Origin of the sequence: Prevotella sp. khp1, assembly GCF_900102205.1 — a bacterium.
GTDB lineage: Bacteria > Bacteroidota > Bacteroidia > Bacteroidales > Bacteroidaceae > Prevotella > Prevotella ruminicola.
In genome coordinates, this window is the sequence record NZ_FNJZ01000001.1 from 1,112,300 (window position 1) to 1,138,079 (window position 25,780).

Annotated in this window: 13 protein-coding genes; 7 read left to right on the forward strand and 6 right to left on the reverse strand. The window is 49.7% G+C overall.

Features of this window, described 5'->3' with window-relative positions:
* Nucleotides 1-8 precede the first annotated feature (8 nt).
* Together BLR73_RS04725 and BLR73_RS04730 are read right to left on the reverse strand one after the other, a co-directional pair.
* Nucleotides 9-3,137, reverse strand: a complete 3,129-nt coding sequence (locus tag BLR73_RS04725; protein ID WP_091859483.1) for a SusC/RagA family TonB-linked outer membrane protein — start codon at nucleotides 3,135-3,137, stop codon at nucleotides 9-11.
* 130 nt (nucleotides 3,138-3,267) lie between these two features.
* A complete protein-coding gene (locus BLR73_RS04730) occupies nucleotides 3,268-4,446 on the reverse strand; it encodes a rhamnogalacturonan acetylesterase (protein WP_233456411.1) in 1,179 nt (392 codons plus the stop codon).
* A gap of 175 nt (nucleotides 4,447-4,621) precedes the next feature.
* Between BLR73_RS04730 and BLR73_RS04735 the strand changes: the two genes are divergently transcribed.
* From BLR73_RS04735 to BLR73_RS04760, 6 genes are all read left to right on the forward strand, one after another.
* Nucleotides 4,622-7,003, forward strand: coding sequence for a glycoside hydrolase family 2 TIM barrel-domain containing protein (locus BLR73_RS04735; protein WP_233456410.1), 2,382 nt, complete (start codon nucleotides 4,622-4,624; stop codon nucleotides 7,001-7,003).
* Between the two features lie 7 nt (nucleotides 7,004-7,010).
* Nucleotides 7,011-8,174, forward strand: a complete 1,164-nt coding sequence (locus tag BLR73_RS04740; RefSeq protein ID WP_091859489.1) for a glycoside hydrolase family 88/105 protein — start codon at nucleotides 7,011-7,013, stop codon at nucleotides 8,172-8,174.
* Nucleotides 8,171-10,588, forward strand: a complete 2,418-nt coding sequence (locus BLR73_RS04745) for a glycosyl hydrolase (RefSeq protein ID WP_369821136.1) — start codon at nucleotides 8,171-8,173, stop codon at nucleotides 10,586-10,588. Before BLR73_RS04740 ends, BLR73_RS04745 begins: the two co-directional genes overlap by 4 nt.
* A 204-nt stretch (nucleotides 10,589-10,792) precedes the next feature.
* Nucleotides 10,793-14,008, forward strand: a complete 3,216-nt coding sequence (locus tag BLR73_RS04750; protein WP_176763613.1) for a SusC/RagA family TonB-linked outer membrane protein — start codon at nucleotides 10,793-10,795, stop codon at nucleotides 14,006-14,008.
* Nucleotides 14,009-14,027: 19 nt separating this feature from the next.
* Nucleotides 14,028-15,839, forward strand: coding sequence for a RagB/SusD family nutrient uptake outer membrane protein (locus BLR73_RS04755; RefSeq protein ID WP_091860133.1), 1,812 nt, complete (start codon nucleotides 14,028-14,030; stop codon nucleotides 15,837-15,839).
* A gap of 30 nt (nucleotides 15,840-15,869) precedes the next feature.
* Complete coding sequence (locus BLR73_RS04760) at nucleotides 15,870-17,432, forward strand: DUF4957 domain-containing protein (RefSeq protein WP_091859498.1); 1,563 nt, start codon at nucleotides 15,870-15,872, stop codon at nucleotides 17,430-17,432.
* Nucleotides 17,433-17,473: 41 nt separating this feature from the next.
* On the opposite strand, the gene BLR73_RS04765 is transcribed toward BLR73_RS04760, so the two are convergent.
* From BLR73_RS04765 to BLR73_RS04775, 3 genes are read right to left on the reverse strand one after another with little or no spacing between them, the layout of a single operon-like run.
* Complete coding sequence (locus tag BLR73_RS04765) at nucleotides 17,474-18,394, reverse strand: endonuclease/exonuclease/phosphatase family protein (protein ID WP_233456409.1); 921 nt, start codon at nucleotides 18,392-18,394, stop codon at nucleotides 17,474-17,476.
* 39 nt (nucleotides 18,395-18,433) lie between these two features.
* Nucleotides 18,434-20,005 (reverse strand): carboxylesterase/lipase family protein, encoded by a 1,572-nt coding sequence (locus BLR73_RS04770; RefSeq protein WP_233456495.1) that lies wholly within the window; start codon nucleotides 20,003-20,005, stop codon nucleotides 18,434-18,436.
* Between the two features lie 14 nt (nucleotides 20,006-20,019).
* On the reverse strand, nucleotides 20,020-23,115 hold the full coding sequence (locus tag BLR73_RS04775; protein WP_091859501.1) for an FAD-binding and (Fe-S)-binding domain-containing protein: 3,096 nt from the start codon (nucleotides 23,113-23,115) through the stop codon (nucleotides 20,020-20,022).
* Between the two features lie 188 nt (nucleotides 23,116-23,303).
* Between BLR73_RS04775 and BLR73_RS04780 the strand changes: the two genes are divergently transcribed.
* A complete protein-coding gene (locus BLR73_RS04780) occupies nucleotides 23,304-24,908 on the forward strand; it encodes an L-lactate permease (RefSeq protein WP_091859503.1) in 1,605 nt (534 codons plus the stop codon).
* Here BLR73_RS04780 and BLR73_RS04785 read toward each other — a convergent pair.
* On the reverse strand, nucleotides 24,901-25,701 hold the full coding sequence (locus BLR73_RS04785) for a hypothetical protein (RefSeq protein ID WP_143010881.1): 801 nt from the start codon (nucleotides 25,699-25,701) through the stop codon (nucleotides 24,901-24,903). The two genes, BLR73_RS04780 and BLR73_RS04785, sit on opposite strands and share 8 nt — an antisense overlap.
* Between the last annotated feature and the right edge of the window lie 79 nt (nucleotides 25,702-25,780).

Below are 25,780 nucleotides of genomic sequence, written 5' to 3' on the forward strand. Positions count from 1 at the left end.
TCTAATTTTTAGAATCCAACATTAAGACCAACAACCCAGCTACGGATGGTAGTTGTAGTACCAAAGTTGCGAGTATTGTTATCGTAGTTCATCATATCAGTATCAAGCCACTTGCACTTTGAATAGATAGTGAATGGGTTCATGGCCTGTACATATACCTTCAGAGAGTTGATGCCCAGAGGCTTAAGCTGCTTCTTGGTGAAGTTATAACCTAAAGAGATGTTACGCATCTTGATGTAAGAACCATCCTGATAATTCATAGAGGAGGCATAGCGATCCTGTGCCTGACCATTGGTACCAGGGCCATAATAGAGGGCATCCTCATTCTCGCCTGCGATCCAGTAATCGAGGCTACGCATAGCGTAGCGACCATCGAGGTTAGCAGAGCCAGCAGGAACGGTGAACTTCCAACGAGAGAAGATGAAGAACGAGAGCTCGAACTCCTTATATGTAAATGTATTGCGCCATCCAGCTGACCAGCGAGGACGAACCTTACCCACAATAGCACGGTCGTTGTTATCATCCAGTTTACCGTCATCGTTCAGATCCTTTACACGAATCTGACCAGGCTTGCAACCATACTTGGCAGCCTCAGTAGCCTCAGAGGTCTTCCAGATGCCATCGTAAACATAATCGTAGTAAACACCAATCTCTTCACCAACAAACCATCTACGGTTGATATTCTCAGTAACACCATTATTCAGTTTCTCAATCTTGTTGCGATCGAGCGACCAAGAAAGAACGGTATTCCACTCAAAGTCCTTAGTCTTAATTGGCAGTGCATTAATCTGCAAGTCGATACCCCAACCTGAAGTCTCACCCACATTAGCCATTGTTGTTGTATAACCATTGAGTGATGGAATAGTGGTTGACATCAGCAGGTCCTTGGTATAAGTAGTATATACATCCAGAGAACCACCAATACGGCCGTTCAGGAAACTATAATCGATACCGTAGTTCCACTGTGAAGTCTTCTCCCAACCCAGTTCCTGGTTAGCCATCATGTTAGGACTCTTAGCATTTGGATCAGAAGGTACATAACCTACCTCAGTAGTCTTACCCCAGGTGTATGTCAGATCCTGAATAGCGCCCTTTGTAGCATAGGCAGAGATAGCAGCATTACCTGATACACCCCAACCCAAACGGAGTTTTAACTGATCAATCCATGTGATATTTCTCATAAACTTCTCCTGCTCCATGCGCCAACCCAAAGAAATTGAAGGGAAGCTGGCCCACTTGTGACCCTTAGAAAGCTGAGAAGCACCATCCCAACGCATAGAAGCCGTGAGCAAGTAGCGATCCATAAGCGAATAGTTCAAACGAGCCATGTATGAAGTCATCGAAGTCTCAGTCAGGCCTGTAGAATAATCAGTAGGATCATTATTAGAGTGAGCGTTATACCATAACTCTTCGGCTGTAGCCACATTAGCACGAATATTACCGCTCTCATAGTGGAAATCAGAAGCCGACTGCAACAGTGTGATACCAACATTATGGATATCTGCAAAAGTTCTATTATAGTTTACAATGTTATCCAAAGTCCAAGCTACACGCTGATATGGATTATATACAATCTGGTTACGACCAGCACCGTTGATACCCTCTGCTGCATTGGCAGTACCAGCACGATAATACTGGAGCTCAGGACCAAACTGAATGCGATATGAAAGTCCCTCAAGCTGATTCCATATCTGACCAAAATTAATCTGACCATAAGCACTACCGTTGATACGGAAGTTCTTACGCTGGTTCTTGGTATAGTTCAACTCATCGATGGGGTTCTGAATGTTTACATCACCTGTAGGATACTCAATGAAGTTGCCATCAGCATCATAAGGAACTGACCAAGGCAGCATACCACGTAGTGCATTGTAGTAGTCACCAGCACCAGTTGTAGATTTGGTGAAGCTATAACCATACTCCTGAGTGCCATAAGAGGCATTCATGGTCACACCCATAGTGAAATAAGGAAGCACCTTACCCTCGAAAGAGGTATTAAAAGTGAAACGCTGGTAGCTCTGACCAGGCATAACGCCCCTCTCGTTCAAGTAACCGAAAGAACCATAGCCACTGAACTTATCTGTACCACCCGATGCACTCAATGTGTGTTCGTGAGCAATACCAGTACGTTTACCTGCACTTTCCCAATCGTATGAACCAACTTTTGAATAATCAAATGTGGTGTGATCGGCACTCCAAGCCTTTTCGATGTTTGCCCAGGAAGCAGGAACATTACCATAAATCTTATAGTCAAGATCGTAGTTAGGTGTACCATCACCATATGCGCCCTGATTATAGTAAGCATAACGAGAATACTTCAACCACTCTGCAGCACTCATCATCTCTGCAACATTACTGAGTTTAGAGAAAGTAACGGTGCCTGAGTAGTTTAAAGTAACCTTACCCTGCTTACCTTTTTTGGTTGTAACAAGTACAACGCCGTTAGCACCACGGCTACCATAGATAGCGGTTGAAGAAGCATCCTTCAAAACCTCAATACTTTCGATGTCGGCAGGGTTAATATTCTCAATACCACCTGTTTGGATAGTCATACCATCAACAACGTAAAGTGGACCATTACTAGCATCGATAGAACGCTGACCACGAACGGTTATAGAACCTACTTCACCAGGACGCTGGCTATTGGTAATATCCACACCGGCAGCTTTACCCTGCATAGCCTGCAATGCATTGCTTACAGGCATGTTTGTCAACTCCTTGGCATCCATGTGTGCAAGCGCACCTGTTACGTCACTCTTTTTCTGAACACCATAACCTACCACTACGACTTCGTCGAGTAACTGACGGTCTTCTTCAAGAGTAACACTAAACTGAGACTTACCAGCAAGAGCCAAAACCTGTGTTTTGTAACCAATGTAGGAAATCTCAAGGTTACCTTTTGCGGGAGCGTTAGCAACAGTGAACTTACCGTCGAAATCGGTAACGGTACCATTGCTGGTTCCCTTAACAACGACACTTGCGCCGATGATGGGCTCGCCCTGTACATCGACGACAGTACCGGTTACTTTGTTCTGAGCGAATGCGCCAATAGCAAACACTGCGAACAGAACCGTAAACATCAACCTCTGGAGCATGCCCCAGCTGTTGTTCAGACTTGATTTACCAATGTCCTTCATACTGTGTTAATTTTTTGAATTTATAGTTTTGAAATAAAATTTGGTTTTGCTGCAAAAGTAGGTGTTTTTACCTATTTTATATATTACAAAATCGTTCGTTTACTATGATTATCGTACAAACTTTACATTTTTAATTGCCATCGGGCTTGGTTAGATTGGTATTTCCCGAAGGATACCATACAAACGCATCGGGATCATCAGGCTGATTAGGATTGTAATCCTGCCAATCTGTACGCAAGTACTCTACCAATGGCGAGTGCATCTGTTTCAACCCCATCACGATACACTTGGCCACCTGCCACGCACCGTAAGGATTAAAATGAGTGTTATCGGCCAGTGCTTCGGGCTGATTAGCAAAGGTATTAGCAGGATAGTGTACCAGCGCCTTCTTTGAGCCCTCGTAACCTAAAGTTTCGTACAGGGTGGTAGTCATACCATTCAGTTCAATCACAGGCACATTCTCTCTGCGAGCCACGGTACGCATAGCCTCAGGATAGTCGCCATGGGTGTTACGCAGTGTTTTCTGGTCGGCCTCGAAGAACCTGCGCGCTGTAGGTGTCACAAAGATGATGTTACCACCTTTGGCACGTACGCGATCCACAAATATCTTCAGATTGCGTGAGTAGCTGTACCAGGCACCATCGCCAGCTTTCTTCTCCTTCTCGTCGTTATGACCGAACTCACAAATCACATAGTCGCCCTTTCGCAGTTGGGTAAGAATCTTATCCAAACGCAGCTGTGCCAAGAAGGTAGTTGCCGAGAGTCCGCTTTCGGCATAGTTGGCTATCACCACCCTATCGTCGAACCAACGTGTAATCATCTGTCCCCACGAAGCCCAAGGCTCCTGCTCCTGATCCACCACCGTGCTGTTGCCACACAGGAATACCGTAGTGGCAGTTGTATCAGGCGTAATGGTAATACGCTGAACGGCTGGAGCCGGACCGCAGAACTGCAGGTTCAAAGCACCATCCCAGTTTTTGTAACTCAGCTCGCGGGGTTTCAGCTTCACGCTGGTGGTAGCATTTATCCGAGGCTCGTGCTTATTAACCACGAAACTCACGGTTTGGAATTTACCTTTCCTGGTGCTGATAACATCGGTGTAATGCCGACGGCTCTCAGCACGCACCACTGTCTGAGCAGCACGTTTCTTCGAACCGAGCGTAACGGTGACACGATAATTGCCATCGGGCACACGGACAGAAAAATTGATTGGAGCGGCACCCTCTTTATATAATAAGGTGTCGATGGTCTGTGCCTTGACACACAGACTGGCAACTACGGCCACAGTCAAAATGATTAGTCTTTTCATCAGAGTTATTAATTAGTTGGTGCAAAAGTACAGCCTTTATCACTATCATACGACCGATTATTGTCCGTAAACTATCAAACTTGTACAAAATTGCTAATTTCAGAACGAACGTATATGTATCATCACCGCATATTTACCTACTTTTGCAGCAGAAAACTAAAAACGTACGAAAGAGATGAATACAAATCGTATCACCGCATTGGTTTTACCGCTATGCATGGCAACGAGCATGTGGGCACAACCCAGAACAGTGCAATCGCTGAACCTGGGTTGGGAGTTTGCACGCGACTCGTTGTTTACTAACGCGCACCAGGTTGACGTGCCTCACGACTTTCAGATAGAACAGCCATGGGTTGCTCCAAGTGCCGACGAACGTGGCGACAACACCGATGTGGCTGCCAACATAAAAAGCCGTCTGTCGGCCAGAGGTTTTAAAGAGATGGGTGCAGGCTGGTACAGGAAGAATGTAAAAATTGAAGAATGTAAAAATGTAGAAATTGGTCGCCGCCTGCTGCTCGACTTCGAAGGCATTATGTACGTAGGCGATGTATGGTTGAACGGTGTGCATATCGGTGGCACCGATTATGGCTACGTGGGTTTTGAAATCGATGTAACCAAACTATGGCGCTATGGCGAGGACAATGAGATTATCGTCAAGGCACATACCATGACCGAAAAGAACTCACGCTGGTACACAGGTGGCGGTTTGTTCCGCAACGTATCGCTCATCGACACACCTGCCGATTTGTATTTCGAGCGCCATCCGCTCTACATCACTACGCTCGATAATAAATATGTAAATATAGCAGCCGATTTTACAAATCGCACCAAGAACCGTCAAACAGTTATGAAGGTAAGTATTTACGACCCTCAGGGAAAACTGGTAACAGAACAGACGGCTAAACGTGGCGGCAACCCACAAACACGTACACTCACGATACAGGCACCCGAGATGGAGATACCCAATGCGCAGCTTTGGGACACAGAACACCCCGCCTTATATAAAGTGGTGTGCCAGTTGCTGTATGCTGATGGTACCGTGGCCGATGAAGCAAGCGAGCAATTCGGTATCCGCACCATCGAGTACGGTCCCGACTTCGGCTTGAAACTCAACGGTAAGAAAGTGCTGCTCAAAGGCTATGCCAACCACCACACCTTAGGCGCCTTAGGTGCAGCTGCCTATCCCCGCGCCATCGAGAAGCGTCTGCAACTCATGAAGCAGTTCGGCATCAACCACATACGTACCTCGCACAATCCATACAGTCGCGATTTTATCCGCCTATGCGATAAATACGGCATACTGGTTGTTGATGAGCTTTACGATAAGTGGACCCAGCAGCACACTGGCGGACGCGTGCCGTTTATGAACCACTGGGCACAGGATGTTACCGAGTGGATTAAGCGCGACCGCAACTCACCATCGGTGATTATGTGGAGCTTAGGCAACGAGCTGCAGCAAGATCCAAACCTGCCGTTTAACGACTTTGGTGTTACCTGCTACCAGATGATGCGCCCCGTAGTGAACCGCTACGACTCTACCCGCAAGGTTACCGTAGCCATGCACCCGCGCTACCGCAACTGGGAGACCGACTCGCTGCCCTGCGACTTGGCCATGTACACCGATATACAGGCATATAATTATAGGTACATGTACTTCCCTGGCGATGGTCGCCGTTTTCCATGGATGACTTTCTACCAGAGCGAGGCCAGCATCAACAAGATGGGACCGAACTGGTTTGAGATGGACCTGAACAAGGTTATCGGTCTGGCCTACTGGGGTGCTATCGATTACTTAGGCGAGAGTCAGGGCTGGCCAGCCAAAGGTTGGGCACAGGGTGTGTTCGACATCGCGTTAGAGCCCAAGCCCAAAGCCTACTTTATGAAGAGTTATCTGACCGACACCCCCATGGTACATATAGCCATTATCGAGGATACTGATGCCGACATAGAGTGGAACGGCATACAGACAGGTAACGATATCCAATCGGAAAACTGGAACCGCATCGCTGGCACAAAAGTAAATCTGTTTACTTACACCAATGGCGATGAGGTAGAACTGCTACTGAATGGCAAAAGCCTTGGTAAGCAGGCCAACTCTACCGATGCCGAAAAGCGCAACCGCATTTTGTGGAAAGCCATCCCCTATCAGGCAGGCAAGTTAGAAGCCGTGGCCTACAAAAACGGTAAGGTGATAGCCCGCCATGCTATCGAAACCACTGGTAAGGCAGTTAAGCTGCAGGCCATTCCCGATAACACCAACTGGCAGGCAGATGGCGAGGATCTGCAGCATGTGCGCATCATCGCCGTAGATAGCAGAGGTCGCCGTGTACCCGATGCCAGCAACGAACTGCAGTTCGAGGTTGAAGGCGATGCCCGTATTGTGGCTGTAACCAATGGCGATATTGAGAGCGACGAACTGAACGTAACCAATCACCGTCGCCTGTGGCATGGTTCGGCTATGGTTATCCTGCGTGCAGGCAGCAAGCCATCAAAAGTAACGCTAAAGACTACATCCGACAACTTTAAAACCGTTATCAACAAGTTTGAAACTAAATAAACTACATATGAAGAAAACTATTATCGCACTCGTAGCACTCGTGGGACTCACCACCACAGCTACCGCACAGAACAATGTGTTAGAATCAGCACAGAAAACAAACAACTACTTCATGATGAAGTATAGTGACCCTACCCTTCCCACCAACGTGAAGAAGGTGCGCCCCTCGTCGCTTTGGACACGTGCCGTGTACTACGAGGGACTGATGGCCCTGAATGCCATCGACCCACAGCAGCGTTACATCGATTACGCCATGACCTGGGCCGACTTCCACAAGTGGACACCACGCAACGGCGTGAACACCCTTGATGCCGACGACCAGTGCTGCGGACAGACCTACGTGGAACTGGCAGCTTTGAAAGGTGGCGATCAGAAAGCACTCTTAGCTAACGTCATAGCCAATCTGGATCACCAGATGGTTACCCCAAACTCAAAGAAGCAAACCTCTACGCCCAAGGCCAAGACCAACGTGAACTCGTTGTACGGCTGGTGGACCTGGATTGATGCCATACAGATGGCAATGCCACTCTACATGCAGATTGCAAACGTTACTGGCGAACAGAAATATCGCGACCACGCCATGCAAATGTACCGCTGGACTCGTAACGAGTGTGGTGGTGGTTTGTTCAACACCAAAGACGGTTTGTGGTGGCGCGATGCCGACTACGTACCACCTTACAAGGAAAAGGATGGTAAGGACTGCTACTGGAGCCGTGGTAACGGTTGGGTGTATGCCGCCATCGTACGCTGCATGAACCAGTTGAGTCCTAAGAGTAAAGAATATAAGGAACTGAAGAAGGACTTCCTGCTGATGAGCAATGGCTTGCTCAGCTGTCAGCACGAAGATGGTTTCTGGCATGCCAGCTTGGTAAGCGATGCCGACTACCCTACCCCCGAGATGACTGGTACCGCCCTGTTCCTCTATGGTATGGCATGGGGTATTCAGCAGGGGTTGCTCAAAGCCAAGACCTATCGCCCAGCATGCGACAAAGCCTGGCAGGCACTCGCATCATGCGTACATAACGATGGATTCTTAGGATGGAACCAGGGCACAGGAAAGGAACCCTCAGCCGGACAACCTGTTACCTTCGACAGCGTACCCGACTTTGAAGACTATGGCACAGGCTGTTTCCTGCTTGGCGCTTCTGAGTATTACAAACTTACCAGATAATGAGGAAATTCTTAACCATAATATGTGTGGCGTGCTGCTATGCCTCGGCAACCTTTGCCCAGGCATGGCCACAGCCCAAACCAGAAGCTAAACCCGGCACCCGTTGGTGGTGGCTGGGTTCAGCTGTTAATCAGCGTGACCTGCAGTGGAACCTCCAGGAGTATGCCCGTGCAGGCATAGGCGCTGTTGAGATAACGCCTATCTATGGCGTAAAAGGTAACGATGCCAACAACATCGCTTACCTCTCACCCCAATGGATGCAGGCCCTGCAATCGGTTCAAGACATCGCCCGTCCGTTAGGCATCGAGGTGGATATGAACTGCGGTACCGGCTGGCCCTTTGGCGGTCCGCACATCTCGTTAGATCAGGCTGCTTGTCGTGCGATTATCAAGGATACCATTATTAATGGCAAGCACCAGTATGAGGTTGAGATTGGACACACCAAGCAGAAGGTAAAACGTGCCGCTCCTGGTGGCGAAGGCTGGGTGGTGGATCATTTCGACCGCAACGCCGTAGCGCACTACCTGGATCGTTTTGAACAGGCATTTGCAACATCGGGCGTACCTTACCCGCACACGTTCTTTAACGACAGCTACGAGGTGTACAAGGCCGATTGGACGCCCACCCTGTTCGATGAGTTCCAGAAACGTCGTGGATACGACCTGCGTACTAAACTGCCCGAACTGTTAGGCAAGGTAGATGATGGCAACCAGACGTTGGCCGATTATCGCGAAACACTCAGCGATATGCTGCTCGAGAACTTCACCCAGCAGTGGGTGACTTGGGCACACAAGCATGGTGTAAAGGTGCGCAACCAGGCTCATGGCTCACCTGCCAACCTGCTCGATCTTTATGCCGCTGTAGATATTCCAGAGATCGAAGGGTTCGGTCTTTCAGAGTTCGGCATTAAGGGCTTGCGCACCGATCCTGGCAAAACCCGTAAGAATGATAGCGATGTGTCGATGCTCAAGTATGCATCGTCGGCTGCTCATGTCATGGGCAAGCCCTTCACATCCAGCGAAACGTTTACCTGGCTCACCGAGCATTTCCGTACCTCGCTCTCACAGATGAAGCCCGATCTCGACCTGATGTTCACCTGTGGTGTAAACCACGTGTACTTCCATGGTTCGTGCTACACCCCACAGAACGCTGCCTGGCCAGGTTGGAAGTTCTATGCATCGGTTGATATGAGTCCTACCAACTCTATCTGGCGCGATGCCCCTTACCTGATGAAGTACATCGAGCGTTGCCAGAGTTTCCTGCAGTTGGGCGAGCCTGACAACGATTTTCTGGTATATCTGCCCGTACGCGACATGTGGCACCAGCGTGATAACAACAACACGCTACTCATGCAGTTCGACATCCACTCGATGGCCAAGAAAGCGCCTCAGTTTATCCGCAGCATCCTGACGATTGACAGCTTAGGTTACGATTGCGATTACATCAGCGACCGTCAGTTGGCTAAGGTACGCATTCAGGATGGCATGCTTGTTACCGAGGGTGGCACCCGCTATAAGGCGCTTATCATCCCCAGCGGCACCACCATCGATGCGTCGCTGCAAGCACAGATCAACCGCTTGAACGCCTACGTGATTCGTGGCGAACAGGCTGCCGACATGTCCAAGTTTGCAAAAGCTGAACAAATGAAGACCACCTACGGCTTGCGCGCCATCCGTCGCCATACAGCCGATGGTTGGCACTACTTCATCGTAAACCTCACACCGAAGGATATTGCAGGCGATGTAACCCTGGCAGTACCTTTCGAGAGTGCTACCTGGTTCAACCCCATGAACGGTGATATTCAGCCCGCCGAAGTACATAACGGACAGCTGCACATCGCCCTCAAATCAGGCGAGAGCCGCATCCTGCAGACGTCAAATCAACCTTCAACAAATATTGCTACTACTGCATCCGGGACCGAGGAGATAACTCTCCAAGGTCCATGGGTGCTTTCATTCACCGACGAAAGTCCACGTGTTGAAGGCACGTTCAAACTGAACAAGCTCCAGACGTGGGAGACACTGAGCGACAGTGCTGCCGTTACCATGGGTACAGGTGTTTATACCACCAGCATCAAGCTTTCGGCCCAACAAGCTAAGCAGCACTGGCAGATTGACTTAGGCGACGTACGCGAGAGTGCCCGTGTGTATATCAACAGTCAGTTTGTAGGTTGTGCCTGGGCCGTACCATTCATTCTGGATTGCGGCAACACTCTGCACAAGGGCAAGAACGAGATACGTATCGAGGTTACCAACCTGCCTGCCAACCGCATTGCCGAGCTTGACAGAAAAGGCGTACAGTGGCGCAAATTCAACGAGATTAACGTGGTGGATATCAACTATAAGAACACCACCTACGCCGATTGGAAGCCCGTTCCAAGTGGACTGAATACAACCGTTAAACTGGTTCGTTAAGTCGCACGTTACTTTTTAAAATAATGTACGTAAACGTTTCGTATTCGAAAACGTTTACGTGCTTTTTACGCACTTTCTTACCATCGAATAGCCGATTTTTAAATTTTTTATACTATATTTGCACCAATTTAAGGACTAATCTCTGAGAAGTAATTGACTTACTATTATAATTAATAACTTAAACATCAAAGTATGAATCAAGCAATGAGAAGATTGTGCAAACTGTGTCTCTTAGCAGCATTCTTTGTACTGGCTCCCCCTGAGGTGCTGGCTCAAACGATTGCGAAAGGACAGGTGTTTGACTCAACTAACGAGCCCGTTATTGGCGCTACAGTTGTAGAAAAAGGTAGTCCTAAAAACGCTACGATTACCGACTACGACGGTAACTTTAACCTCACGCTGCAGAACAGTAAGCAGGTTGTAATTACCTACATCGGTATGAAATCCAAGACCGTTACCATCAGCGGTGCCCCCGTTAAGGTAACCATGGAAGACGACAACACCACCCTGAACGATGTGGTAGTAATTGGTTACGGTTCGGTTAAGAAGAAAGATCTTACCGGATCGGTAGCAACCGTTAACAGCGAAACCTTGCAGGCTGTACCTGTAGCCAATGCCTCAGAGGCCCTCACCGGTAAGATGGTGGGTGTACAGGTAACTACCACCGAAGGTTCGCCCGATGCCGAAGTAAAGATTCGTGTTCGTGGTGGTGGTTCTATCACCCAGAGCAACGATCCCCTTTACATCGTTGATGGATTCCCCGTTGAAACCATCAGCGACATTCCCGCAAATGATATCGAGGACATCACCGTACTGAAGGATGCATCATCTACCGCCATCTATGGTAGCCGTGGTGCCAATGGTGTTATCCTGGTAACCACCAAGAGCGGTAAGGAGGGTAAGACCAAGGTAAGCTACAATGCTTACTACAGCTGGAAGAAGATTGCCAAGAAGCAGGATGTGCTGAGCGCACGCGACTATGCTACCTGGCAGTACGAGCTGGCCTTGCTGAAGAACAATAACGATCCTGAGAAGATCTCGTCGTACACCGATTATTTCGGCAACTATCAGGATCTGGATATGTACGACAATATTGCCACCAACGATTGGCAGGATCTGGTTTACGGCCGTACCGGTCACACCTTTAATCACAACATCAACATCAATGGTGGTACCGAGAATATCAAGTATGCATTCAGCTATGCACACATGAACGATAAGGCCATCCAGATTGGTTCAAGCTTCAAGCGTGATAACTTCAGTCTGAAGCTGAACACCAAGCCCACCAAGACCACAACACTCGATTTCCAGGCACGTTATGCCGATACCGATATCCGTGGTGGTGGTGCACAGGATGCTACTGGTGTATACGATTCTGACCACCGTCTGCGTTATGCTGTTATCTACAGCCCATTCCCTATCAAGAACCTTGATCCATCAGCCGGTTCTGCCGATGACGACTTAGGTAACCTCTACAATCCTATCCAGGCTCAGTGGGATAACGACCAGAAGAAGGAACGTAAGAACCTGAACATTGCAGGTGCTTTTGGATGGGAGATTTACAAGGACCTGAAGCTGCGTACCGAGTTTGGTTACGACGACTACAACAACTACGACCAGCGTTACTGGGGTCTTACCACCTATTATATTAAGAACGTACCAGCAGTTGACAACCAGAACATGCCAGCCATCCGACTGACATCAACTAACCGTCACCGCTTCCGCAATACCAACACCATCAACTACGACTTCAAGAAGCTGATTAAGAACGAGGATCACAAGTTGAACCTGATGGTAGGTCATGAGTACGTGATTACCAAGCAGCGCGTTAATACCGACGAGGTACACGGTTTCCCCACTGACTTTGATGCCGAGACCGCTTGGAAGCTAACCTCACAGGGTGTACCCTACTCTATCGACGATGCTTACAGCGCCGACGACAAGCTGCTCTCATTCTTCGGTCGTTTGAACTACAACCTCAAGGACCGTTATCTGCTCAGCGCTACATTCCGTGCAGATGCTTCTTCAAAGTTCAACAAGAGCAATCGCTGGGGTTACTTCCCATCAGCAGCCATCGCATGGCGCATCTCTTCTGAGCCATTCATGAAGGGTACAGAGAAGTGGCTCGACGATTTGAAACTGCGCGTCAGCTATGGTACAGCTGGTAACAACAACATCCCTGTTGGTCAGCTCGTACAGACCTATAGCGCCAGCTCAACAGCTTGGGTAAACGGTATCTCTTCATACTGGGCTCCATCAAAGACCATGGCTAACCCCGACCTGAAGTGGGAGACTACCATCACACGTAACGTGGGTATCGACTTCACCCTGTTCGGTGGTAAGCTGAACGGTACTATCGAAGCCTATCTGAACACCACAAAGGATCTGCTCATCCAGTTCCCTGTTGGAGGTACAGGTTACGACAACCAGTATCGCAACATGGGTAAGACCGAGAATAAGGGTCTTGAGTTCAGCTTCACCTACCACATCGTTAACCAGAAGAACTGGGGTATTGACGTGAGCGGTAACATCGGCTTCAACAAGAATAAGGTTAAGAGCCTTGGTGTGATGAACGACTTTGGTTGGAACACCAACTGGGCTTCGACCGAAATCGGTAACGACTACTGGATTTCTGTAGGCGATCCTCTCGGCCAGGTAATGGGATTCCGCATGGATGGCGCTGGTCGCTACGAGGTGAGCGACTTTGCTGGCTACGATGCTAAGCAGGGTTGGATTCTGAAGGATGGTGTAGCCGATGCTACAGCCGTAGTAGGCACTATCCGTCCAGGTTCGCTCAAGCTCAAGGATCTGGATGGCGATGGATTCGTAACATACGAGAACGATGTAGAGGTTCTGGGTGATGTTAACCCAACAGCATTCGGTGGATTCACCCTGAGCGGTCACGCTTACGGCTTCGACCTGAGCGCTGCCTTCAACTACAGCATTGGCAACAAGGTTTATAATGCTAATAAGATTGAGTACACCTCAACCTCAAAGTACCAGTATCGCAGTATGAGCACCGAGATGGCTGCTGGCAAGCGCTGGACCAACCTCGATCCTGAGACCGGTCTGCTCAGCAACGACCCAACCCGTCTGGCCGAGTTGAACGCCAACACCACTATGTGGAGCCCTTACATGAGCCGTATGGTACTTACCGACTGGGCTCTTGAGGATGCTTCATTCCTGCGTCTCAACACCCTGTCGCTGGGTTACACTATTCCTGCTGCCCTCACCAAGCGTGCTGGCATTCAGAGCCTGCGCTTCTATGTAACAGCTTACAACGTATTCACCATCACTAATTACAGCGGTTTCGATCCAGAGAGCGACTGCTACCGCCGTACAGCGCTTACACCAAGTGTTGACCACTCTGGTTATCCACGTAGCCGCCAGTTCGTTGTAGGACTCAATTTGAATTTCTAAAATGAAGGAGGACATGAACATGAAGAATAATATCAAATTAGCTATACTGTCAATGTCGCTGATGGGTCTGGCCTCGTGCGACATGGATGCCCCCAGCATCTCAACCCTCGACGAATCATCGGTATTCGCCACCTACTCGCTGGCCGAATCAGAGGTGATGTCGATCCACGTATCATTTGGCGAGACCAACTCATACCGTGGCCGTTTCCTGCCCTACTACGGTGTTAACAGCGATGTAGAATGGGGTAACGCACCATCGTATGCCGACCGCGTAAGCGATAAGCAGAGTCTGTGGAACTACAGCACTCAGGCTGCTAACGGACAGATGAACACCGCCAACAATGCCTACGCAAAGTTCTACGAGGGTATCGAGCGTGCCAATCTGGCCATCAAGGGTATCCGCCAATATGGTAACATCGAGAACAACGCCGATATGCGCCACCTGTTAGGCGAGGCTCTCACCCTGCGTGCCGTTATCTATAACGACCTGCTGAAGGCTTGGGGCGACGTGCCTGCACGTTTCGAGCCTAACAACTCAGATAATATGTACCTGCCCCGTACCAACCGCGATGTGATTTACAAGCAGTTGCTGGCCGATCTGTTAGAGGCTGAGGACTATTGCTACTGGGCTAAGGAGAATGCTATCACCAAGACTACCGAGCGTGTAAACAAGGACTTTGTTAAGGCCCTGCGTGCCCGTCTGGCTCTCTATGCAGGTGGTTACGGTCTGCGTGGCGATGGCTATCGCCTGTCGAAGGATCCCGAGTTGGCTCCTGAGAAGATGTACCAGATTGCCAAGCAGGAGTGCGAAGAGGTGATTGCCCATGGCAGCAGCAAACTGGGTTCGTTTAAGGAGAACTTCGTTAAGCTCTGTCAGGATAATGTAACAGCTGGTGGCGAAAGCCTTTGGGAGATTCCATTCTCTGCCGGTCGTGGCCGTGTGCTCTACACATGGGGTTTGAAGCATAACGCTAAGGACCAGTACACCCAGCAGTCGCAGGGTGGTATCAACCGCGCAGTTTCTACTCTGTACTACGATTATGATCCCGAGGATATCCGTCGCGACATCACCGTGGTACCTTACGAGTGGAGTAAGGACCTGAAGGATGGCAAGGCTCACGTTGTGCTGAGCGGCTTGAACAAGATGTGCTTTGGTAAGCTGCGCTACGAGTGGATGAGTCGTATTGTTACCAGTACCAACGACGATGGTGTAAACTGGCAGTACATGCGCTTGGCTGATGTTTACCTGATGGCTGCCGAGGCCGAGAACGAACTGGGTAACACCGCCGCTGCATGGAGCTATATGAAGCCCGTTCTGGATCGTGTACTCCCCGCTGCTAAGGTATCTGCCCTGCAGACCAAGTACACCGCCTCTCAGCAGGCTTTCCGCGAGGGCATCTACGATCAGCGTGCACTCGAGTTTGCTGGCGAGGCTCTGCGTAAGGCCGACCTGGTTCGCTGGGGTATCATCGACCAGAAGATGGCCGAGGCCAAGGCTAAGCTCCAGGCTCTGCAGACACGTACTGGCGACTATGCAGGACTGCCCGACAAGGTTTATCTGAAGACTGTTGAGAACGAGAGCGAGATTGAAATCTACGGTCTGAACAAGGGCGAGAACGATGCCACTGTTATCAACGGTTTCGAAGGCGATTGGGAGAGCAAGAGCTGGTTCGGCAGTGCCGACAAGCCAAGCCTTACCGACGATATCATCGACGGTCTCTACGTGGCTACTCCAAGTCTTAACTGCCTGTGGCCTATCTGGCAGAACTTCATCGACTCAAGCAACAACATGCTGAACAACGATGGTAACTACGGTCAGTTGTCTGATTGAAAATTGAACATTGAAAATTGAAGATTTTTTATGAAAAAAATATATTTAAAATCTATCGTATTTGGTCTGGCTACTGTGGCTTTAGCTTCATGTAGCGACGTTGCCGACGAGATTACGAGCATTGTGTATAACCGTAATTTCTCGCCCACCAGCGTAGAGGCCAAGGTGCGCAACCGCACCAATATCGAACTGAGCTGGAACCTTGGCGATGGCGTAACCAACTATAATGTTGAGGTTTATGCCAACGACAGCTTGACCTTTGCCGGTTCGCCCGTACAGAGTTTCTCTGTAACACCCGCTCAGGTGCCCGTGCTTATAACAGGTCTGGATGGCGAAACCCAGTACTCATTCCGTGTTCAGGCCACCGATGGCGATGCCACACGCGACTCAAAGTGGAGCGGTGTGTATGCCAAGACCGAGGCCGAGCAGCTGTTCAAGAACGTGAAGGAAGAGGATATCAAGGCTAAGGAGGTAACCCTGCGCTGGACTGCTGGCGAAGAGGCTGCCACCATCACCCTTACACCTGGTAACATTGTGTATAACATCACAGCTGCCGATATCGCAGCTGGTGCTGCTACCGTTACAGGTCTTACACCTGAGACCGAGTACACCGCTGTAATGGCACGTGCAAACGGTAAAACCCGTGGTAAGATTAGCTTCACCACAGGCGTATATCTCGAAGAGACCGACATTCTAGTTAAGGCAGGTTCGGATATCGCACAGGCCATCACCGACGCTCCTGAAGGCTATCGCCTCATTGTGGAGCCTGGCACATACGGTATCGCTACCGACGAGGCTGCATTTGGCGGTTCAGTAACGGTTAGCAAGAATCTCACCATCAAGGGTCTGCGCCAGAACGATCATCCTGTTATCCAGGGCCGTTTCAAGGTAGAAGCTTCGCTCACTATCGATCAGGTAACACTCGATGGTAAGGGCACCGATGGCGGTCAGGCATTCGATTTCACAGCTGCCAACACCATCGACCACTTCACTGTTAACAATAGCGAGGTGGCCAACTACACCAAGGGATTCTACTATGTGAATAAGGCTGCTAAGATTAACAGCTTGGTTATTAACAACTGTCTCATCAGCAACATCGAGTGTGATGGTGGTGATATGTTCGACTGCCGTGCAGGTGCTATCCTGATGCTCAACATCACCAACAACACTATTTGGAACTCTTGTAAGGGTCGTGACCTGGTACGCTACGACGACAAGTCAAGCAACTTTGCCGGTGTAGCTCCTGTCATCACCATCGATCACAACACCATCGTAGGTGCTTGTAACGATGCAGGAAAGCGCATCCTCTATGTTCGCTTCAAGGGCAATAGTATCACATTCACCAACAACATCGTAACCGCCTCTGCCGGTAACTTCTCTAACCAGAAGAATACCGCCGAGCCTACATTCGAGAACAACTTCTACTCAGGAGCTGATGGTTACGTAACCGAAGGTGCCAACGCCAATGCCCTCTTCGTAGATAAGAGCGGAACCATTGCCGATCCTCAGTTCAAGGACGCCGCCAATGGCGACTTCACCGTTGGCAACGACAACGTAAAAGATAAGAAAGCTGGCGATCCTCGCTGGTTCTAATCAAATAAAGAAGCCTCGCTCCGATGAGCGAGGCTTTTTTATTACTTCTTTAATCTTACAAATACTGGATAGTGATCTGAAGGCAGACGCTTCTGATACTTTTTAAAGCTGATTTCCTGTGGAGCATCGGCACCTTTAAGTTCCTCACCTTGCTGTGGACTCTCGGTCCAATAGGTGTTAGTTAACACGCCGTAACGCTGTACGGTAAAGGCAGGCGATACAAACACGTGGTCGATACGACTGGCGGTCTTCAATTCAGGATCCCAGCTGTTAAAGGTACCGTTCTCGGCAAAGCGGAACTGAGCCTTCTCAAAGCTGTCGTCCAATACACCCGACTGTGTAAAGATACCATAAATCTCGTTAGTCTGATCAACATTAAAATCACCTGTCAGCACCACGGGCTTACCCTTAGCAATCTCTTTGATACGCTGCACCACCAGTTTAGCACCCTCGCGGCGTGCCACAGTACCTACGTGGTCCATGTGCAGATTAAAGTAATAGAACTTCAGGCTGGTACCCTTGAGTTTAAAATAACCCCACGAGCAGATACGCACACAAGCGGCATCCCAACCCAAACCAGGCTTCTCAGGGGTTTCCGACAACCAGAAGTCGCCATGATCCAACAGTTTGATTTTGTTACGGTCGTAGAAGATGTTTGAGTGCTCGCCGGCATGCTTACCATCATCGCGACCTAAACCGATACAGTCGTAATCGGTCAGTTGCTTTAATAAGTCCTGACGCTGCGACTCCAATACCTCCTGAGCACCAAAGATGTCCGGATGCTCAAACAGTATCTGACCGCACAATACCGGCATGCGCTGCTGCCAGGCATTACCTGCTTTGGCATCGTCGTCGATCTGGTAACGAATGTTGTAACTGCCCACGTAAAGTTCCTGGGCCTGTGAAGTAATGCTGGCTGCCATCATCATGGCAACCAGCATAAGTTTACTGAATACTTTCATTAGTAGCGTTTAATTATTTGTGTAAATGAATTGAATAAATTATCTGTTCGATTCTACTTCGGCACGCTTTGCACGATAGTAACGATCCACGAAATCAATCTGCTCACGGTTAGGCACATTAATCAGCGATGCACCATTGCTGAACTGCATAGTGGTTGGCTTGCTCTCGTCGAAGGTTGGCCAGTAAGGCAGCCCCTTACCGTTAGGATTACCCGTCTTGGCGAAGTTTATCCAGTACTGCTGAATGATTTCGGCCAGAGCACTCTCGGTAGGATACTTCTGAGGTTGGTCGAGGAACATACCGTTCAGGTACATGATATCATCGGCATGAGCCACACCCTTACGACGTGGATCACGTGAAAAACTCATCTCCGAAGGCTGAGCCAGATAAGCCGCATAAGCCGCACTCTTACCAGTCTTGGCCTGCAAGCTAACCCATGCATACGATGGCCATGCAAAGCCCATATCACGGAAGGCATCGCCAAAGCCGTGCCAAGCCTCGTCGTTGGTAGCACCAGGATAGAACTTCAATGCCTCGTCGGCCCAAGCACCAAAAATGCTCTTCAGCGTTTTCTGATAGTCCTCGGCAGTAATGTTACCTGGGGCAAACAGCGCACCCTCGTCGCTATTGGTCATCACGATTACAGGCACATCGTTATACTCGCCGCGCTCATACATACGATACTGGTCGTCGCAAATCACGTAACCATCCACGCAAGGCCAGAAACCAGCAAAGCCCACGTTGCCATCGCACAGTGCCATGGCATCCATGGCACGCAGCTGCTTCAGATTCTTTTTCTTCAGATGCTTCATAAAGGCCACACCCTGCTGCTCGGCACCCTTCTGCGAGGCATCAAGTCCTAACGAACGTGGCGCATCGCTCCAAGGCGCAAACGAGCCACCGCTATGACTGATACAACGATGGAACAAACCACGTGCCAAAGGCGATGCACACAGCATGCTACAGCTGATGGCACCAGCACTCTCACCAAAGATGGTTACCTGATCAGGATCGCCACCAAACTGGGCAATGTTACGCTGTACCCACTGCAGGGCATAAATCTGGTCTAACAATCCGTAGTTACCCGAATGGCCGTCTTTGCTTTCCTTAGTCAGTTCGGGATGGGCCATAAAGCCTAAGGCACCTGTACGGTACTCGATGCTCACGATCACTACACCACGCAGTGCCAGGTGCTTCCACAGGTCGCCACCATACCACTCGGTCTGGAAACCGCCACCATGAATCCATACCATCACAGGCAGTTTGTCGTTTACGGTCTTAGCTGGTGTGGCAATACCCAGATACAGGCAGTCCTCGCTCATCATATCGGCCGTACGACCAGGACGTGTGGGCTGTGGAGGCATTTTTCCAAACTCATCGCACACGCGTACACCCTCCCAGGCCTTAGCAGGCTGTGGAGCGCGCCAACGCAGATTACCAACAGGAGGTGCTGCGTATGGGATGGCCTTATACACGGCCAGTCCATCGTCCAGTACACCTTGTACATCACCAGTCTCTACATGTGTAGTCAGGAGCGCTTGCGCCTGCACAGCAGTGCTGGCTGCCATCACAATGGCAACCAGCAACAGTTTTCTAAGTAACACTTTCATCACTTGTTTAATTATTATTTTTTAGTTGTTGTACATTCATTTACCAGATACACAATACTCATATAAGGTATGCCTGTGTTCGATTCGAGACCGATCTCACAGGTACGACTGTTAGAGTAGCCCACCTCGATATGGTTAGCCTCAATCTGTGGGCGCAGCTTGCGCAATCCGTACTTATTCAGCTCTGGGAAGGTAAAGCCTCTATCGCCAGCAAAGCCGCAACACCCCACACCCTCGGGTAGGAACACGTTGTTTGAGCACAGCTTAGCCAAAGCTATCATATCCTTATCTACACCCATCTGTCGGGTAGAACACGTCAGGTGCAGTGCTATATGACGATCGATAGGATGGAACTCCAATCGTGGTACCAAGTACTTCATAATAAACTCAGCTGGCTCGTAAAGATGCATCTTATGCATCACCTTGCGCATACGGTGCAGACACGGACTCTGCGCACACAGCACCGGATATTTGCCTTCTTCGGATGCTTTCCACAGCGCCTGCTCCAGTTCGGCACTCTTACGGTCGGCAATATCCAGCATACCCTTACTCTCCCATATCTGGCCACAGCACATACGCTCCATGCCCTCTGGGAAGATTACCTCGTAGCCAGCCTTAGCCATCAACTGTATCACCTCATCCACCAGGTCGTGAATCTTGCCACCACTCTTCGACTGTCCCATAGTCTGATTGATACAGCTGGGGAAGTAAACCACCTTTGAACATTGAACATTCTTGCCTTGCAAGCCAGCAGAGCTGGAGCGGAACATTGAACATTGAACATTTTTATCTTCTGTTTGCGCAGCAGAATGGTCAATGGTCAACGGTGAATGGTCAATGGAATTAATGATAAACTGCGTCAGGTCGCTCTTCTTGGGCTGGCGATGCTTCTTAGGCATAGCGGTAGTCCAGAGTGGCAGGCCCATCTTGTTCATCGTACGACATACGGTAGTCATCAGTGTCGGACCGAGTGTGACGTGTGCGGCATGTGCCACGTCGAGCACTACGCGCAGTCCGCTCTTGATGCCCGCCATATGCTTGGATGCATAATCGCCCACCCAGTAGCCCAACGGACGTGTGTTCATGTCCAGTTGTCGTATCAGGTGCGTCAGCTCGCCTGTATTAATCTTCATGGGGCATGAGGTTGAACACAAGCCATCGGTAGCACAGGTCTGATCGCCATAGTACTTATACTGCTTCTGCAGGCGCTCCAGGCGCTCGTCGTCCTCACCAGTCTTAATCAGATGACAAATCTCGCGCTGTACGGCGATACGCATACGAGAAGATAGTGTGAGTCCGCACGACATACAGTTAACCTCGCAGAATCCGCACTCAATACACTTGTTGGCACGCTTCACCTGCTCGATGGTTTCCTTGGCTGTACTCAGCTTGTGATCCATCAGGTAGTGTCCGCCATCAGGCACACTCTTGAAGTCGTAATCCAACTCTGGCAGCGGCTTCAGGCACTTGATAAAGCAGTCGGGATCGTCGTTGAATATCACACCCTGGTTCAGCAGTCCGTTCGGGTCGAAAATAGCCTTCAGCTCCTTCATCACCTCGTAGGCCTTCTCGCCCCACTCGTACTTCACAAATGGTGCCATGTTGCGACCAGTACCGTGCTCGGCCTTCAAACTACCGTCGTAGCCCTCAACCACCAGCTTAGCCACATCGCGCATCATCTCGGCATAACGGGCCACCTCGTGCTCATCGGCAAAGCTCTGATTCAAGATAAAGTGGTAGTTACCCTCAAAGGCATGACCGTAGATACATGCATCGTCGTAGCCATGATCGGCTATCAGCTTCTGCAACTTCACGGTAGCCTCAGGCAGACTCTCGATGGGGAATGCCACATCCTCAATCAGGCACGAGGTGCCAACCGGACGTGTACCGCCTACCGATGGGAATATACCGCTACGGATGGCCCAGTACTTACCGTACACAGCCGGATCCTCGGTAAACTCGGCAGGAATATAGAGTTTGAATGCACCTAAGCACTCCTTTATCTTCTCAATCTTCAACAGCAGCTGATCGTGGGTAATACCCTTGGTCTCGGTCAGTATTGCCGTCAAGTTATGGTAATCGCCAGGCTGCACGCCCTCAATCTTACCGGCATCCACATCCTGCTTATACTGCAGATAAACGGGATCATCAACCGATGATAGCGACTTATAGTCGAGCATCTCGGCACTCTTCACCATCAGGTTCTCGGCGCTCATCTCCAGGTCTTCGTCGCCAGCCTTCAGCTTCTTCATAGCCACCACAGCCTCGCAACTCTCCTTCATGGTCATAAAGTAAACCATGGCCGATGCCTTGAACGGATAGTCCTTCAGTGTTTTCATCGTTACCTCCGACAGGAAAGCCAGTGTGCCCTCGCTACCTACGATAGAGTGTGCGATGATATCAAACGGGTCGTCGTAAGCCACCAGTGGGCGCAGATTCAAACCCGTTACGTTCTTAATACTGTATTTCTTGGTAATGCGATCGGTCAGCTCCTGGTCGGCACGTACCTTGTCACGCAGTGCCTCGATCTTAGAGATAAAATCAGGATGTTGTTTCTTGAATGCCTCGCGACTCACCGGGTCGCCAGTATCCAGCACCGTACCATCCGTCAGGATGATACGCGCCGATAGTAGCATACGGTCGCTATTGGCATGCACGCCGCAGTTCATACCCGAAGCATTGTTTACCACGATACCACCTACCATGGCAGCACCGATAGATGCCGGATCGGGTGGGAACACACGTCCGTATGGCTTCAGTATCTGATTAACCCTCGCCCCCACTATACCAGGTTGCAGCTTGATGCTCTCGGCTGTATCCGAAAGCATATACTTCTCCCAATGCTTGCCAGCCACAATGAGCACGCTGTCGGTACAGCTCTGTCCCGAGAGCGATGTGCCAGCAGCACGGAAGGTAAAGGGCAGTTTATACTTGTCGCACAACTGTACAATCTTTGATATCTCGGCCTCACCATCACTACGAAGCACTACCTTCGGAATCTGGCGATAAAAACTGGCGTCGGTACCCCAACCTAAGGTACGTAGCTCGTCGGTGTAAATGCGCTCGGCAGGCATGAATCGCCGAAGTTCTGATAAGAATTCGTTTAGCATAGGGCTCTTGGGTTTAGTTATACTCGATTTTTGTGAGCAAATATACAAAATTTTTCGATATCATCACACTTTTTCTACGTTTTTTTGACTCTTTTGATTTTTTCACAAAAAAAATCGTGGTACGTATCAAAAGTTTTCGTATATTTGTCGGCAGAACTTATATAAATATTCACTAACACTAAAATCCTATGTCAGCATTAGTATCTGCTATCCCTATTCTGTTACTCATTGTATTAATGATGGGTTTCAAGGTATCTGGCTACAAGAGCGCTATCGTTACGCTGATTGTAACCGTTGTATTGGCACTGTTCGCAGCACCTGCCTTAGGCATTGTGCCCGAGAAGTATGCACAGGCAAGCATTGTTGGCATCACGCTATGGTCGGTAGTCGAGGGACTGCTCAAGGCCTGCTTCCCTATCATACTTATTATTATATGTGCGATTTTTAGTTATAACATCCTTTGCGAAACCAAGGAGATCGAGACGATTAAAACGCAGTTTATCCAGATGACCTCGGATAAAGGTCTGCTGGTACTGCTGCTTACATGGGGTCTTGGTGGTGTGCTCGAAGGTATGGCAGGCTTTGGTACGGCTGTAGCCATCCCTGCAGCCATCCTGATAGGCTTAGGTTTCAAGCCCATGTTCTCGGCTGTAATCTGTTTGATTGCCAACACTGTAGCCGTAGGCTTCGGTGCTGTCGGCCTGCCCGCCACCACACTGGCCAACCAGGTTGCTGCCAGCGGTACCGCTACCCCCGAGGAGCTTTGCGAGGTAGCCACCTTTATTATCCTGCAGCTGTCGCTCATGTTCTTTATCACCCCGTTCCTCATCCTGATGCTAACGGATAAGACCAAGGTTGTCAAGAACATCTGCATTGCACTGTTTGTGGGTTCGTTCTCTATTATCGTGCAGTTCTGCTGTGCCCACTTTATCGGTCCTGAGACACCAGCCATTCTGGGTTCGGTAGCCGCCATCGCCGCCATGCTGATTTACAACAAGCTGTTTATACACGATGAGAGTGCTAACGATACGGTACAGATCGAGAAGAAGAACTTCGGTCTGGTTAAAACGCTCAAGGCCTGGAGTGTTTACGGTTTGATTATCTTCTTCATCCTGATCAGCAGTAAGATTGTGCCTCCTGTTAACGAGCTGTTGGGTAGTACACTGGTTACCAAGTTCGACCTGCCCGTTATTGGCAACACCTTTAAGTTTGGCTGGCTGTCGAATGCCGGACTGATGATTTTCCTGGGTGCTGTGATTGGCGGATTGATTCAGGGCATGAGTATCGGTGCCTTGCTGAAGCTGCTGGCCAAAACCACACTGAACCTGCAGAAGACGGTGGTTACCATCTGCTGTCTGGTGGCCATGGCTATGCTCATGAACAATGTAGGTATGACTAACGATATCGCTAAGGGTCTGGTAATGCTTACCGGCGTGGCCTTCCCATTCTTTGCACCGCTCATCGGTTCTATCGGTACGTTTGTTACAGGTAGTGCCACCAACGCCAACATTCTGTTTGGTAAGCTGCAGGCCACTGCCGCTACCGACTTAGGATTGGTTAACCAGGGCACTTTCTTTGGTGTGAGTGGTAGCGAGACCAACTGGCTTGCTGCAGCCAACTGTGCCGGCTCCGAAGGTGGTAAGCTGCTGTCGCCACAAAGTATCGCCATCGCAACCGCAGCATGTGATATGGAGGGTCAGGATGGCGATATTATGCGTAAGACCATGCCGTTCGCTATCTTCTGGATACTGATGAACGGCCTGATGGTATTCTTAGGCTTGCACGTTATTTAGCAGGCTGCAGGTACCAGCGTACCGTCCAGCTTAGCTCAGCACCGGGAGCCAGGGTTGTATAAGCACCTTGGCTCTCGAGTTCTATATAGGTCTTGCCACGGTTCACGTACACCTGAATCTCGGCCTCACCAGGAGCAGGCTCATCAGCCTTCAGGTCGGCAAACTTCTTGGTCAGCACCAGGCCGTTGTTCTCGTAGCTCAGCCAGCCCTTACCGTCGGCATTCACCTTACGGTTCTGCTGGGCCTCGTCGGCAGCATAGCAAGCCACACCGTCTTTCTGCTCAAAGTTCATCAAGCCAGCAGGCCAGATGCTCTCCACAGGGGCATCAAACTTAATCACACCGGCATTAGGCACACGGGTAATCTCCCAGGGAGCCACTTTACGTTCCTCACCACTCTCGTTTATGATCGAATAGGTAATCACAATAGCACCATCCTTCTTATCGGTACTGAAGTCCTTACGCACACGATACTTCAGCTTCTCCGATACCGGACTGGTCATCACCAGATGCCCGTCTTTCTCTACCACCTCGTACACGCCCTTGTCGAGTTCGAATACGGGAGGCCAGTTCCACTCCTTCTGCGGACTTGTCCAGAAGGTGCTACCGAAGCTTTCGGGCCACCTGAGCTGCGAAATAACTTCCTGATCCTGATACTTGAGCGACGTGATTTTAGCGCCCTTTTCGGGGGTGATGGTCATGGTTACATCACCAATCTTCACCTCTTTGGTCTGAGCCATAGCTGCCGATGACATGAGCAGGGCTACGGCCGAAAGCATTACAATTCGTTTCATACTTATAGTTGATAATGATTTTTTTGATGTTAGACGTACGCAAAGGGCAAAAGTTAAGCCCCATTATAGTTCGTTAACG

What these genes read in the sequence shown, in the direction of transcription:
- BLR73_RS04760 (WP_091859498.1), top strand. Translation starts at nt 15,870, where the DNA reads ATGAAAAAAATATATTTAAAATCTATCGTATTTGGTCTGGCTACTGTG.
- BLR73_RS04765 (WP_233456409.1), bottom strand. Translation starts at nt 18,394, where the DNA reads ATGAAAGTATTCAGTAAACTTATGCTGGTTGCCATGATGATGGCAGCC.
- BLR73_RS04785 (WP_143010881.1), bottom strand. Translation starts at nt 25,701, where the DNA reads ATGAAACGAATTGTAATGCTTTCGGCCGTAGCCCTGCTCATGTCATCG.
- BLR73_RS04775 (WP_091859501.1), bottom strand. Translation starts at nt 23,115, where the DNA reads ATGCTAAACGAATTCTTATCAGAACTTCGGCGATTCATGCCTGCCGAG.
- BLR73_RS04770 (WP_233456495.1), bottom strand. Translation starts at nt 20,005, where the DNA reads ATGAAAGTGTTACTTAGAAAACTGTTGCTGGTTGCCATTGTGATGGCA.
- BLR73_RS04725 (WP_091859483.1), bottom strand. Translation starts at nt 3,137, where the DNA reads ATGAAGGACATTGGTAAATCAAGTCTGAACAACAGCTGGGGCATGCTC.
- BLR73_RS04730 (WP_233456411.1), bottom strand. Translation starts at nt 4,446, where the DNA reads ATGAAAAGACTAATCATTTTGACTGTGGCCGTAGTTGCCAGTCTGTGT.
- BLR73_RS04740 (WP_091859489.1), top strand. Translation starts at nt 7,011, where the DNA reads ATGAAGAAAACTATTATCGCACTCGTAGCACTCGTGGGACTCACCACC.
- BLR73_RS04735 (WP_233456410.1), top strand. Translation starts at nt 4,622, where the DNA reads ATGAATACAAATCGTATCACCGCATTGGTTTTACCGCTATGCATGGCA.
- BLR73_RS04750 (WP_176763613.1), top strand. Translation starts at nt 10,793, where the DNA reads ATGAGAAGATTGTGCAAACTGTGTCTCTTAGCAGCATTCTTTGTACTG.
- BLR73_RS04780 (WP_091859503.1), top strand. Translation starts at nt 23,304, where the DNA reads ATGTCAGCATTAGTATCTGCTATCCCTATTCTGTTACTCATTGTATTA.
- BLR73_RS04755 (WP_091860133.1), top strand. Translation starts at nt 14,028, where the DNA reads ATGAAGAATAATATCAAATTAGCTATACTGTCAATGTCGCTGATGGGT.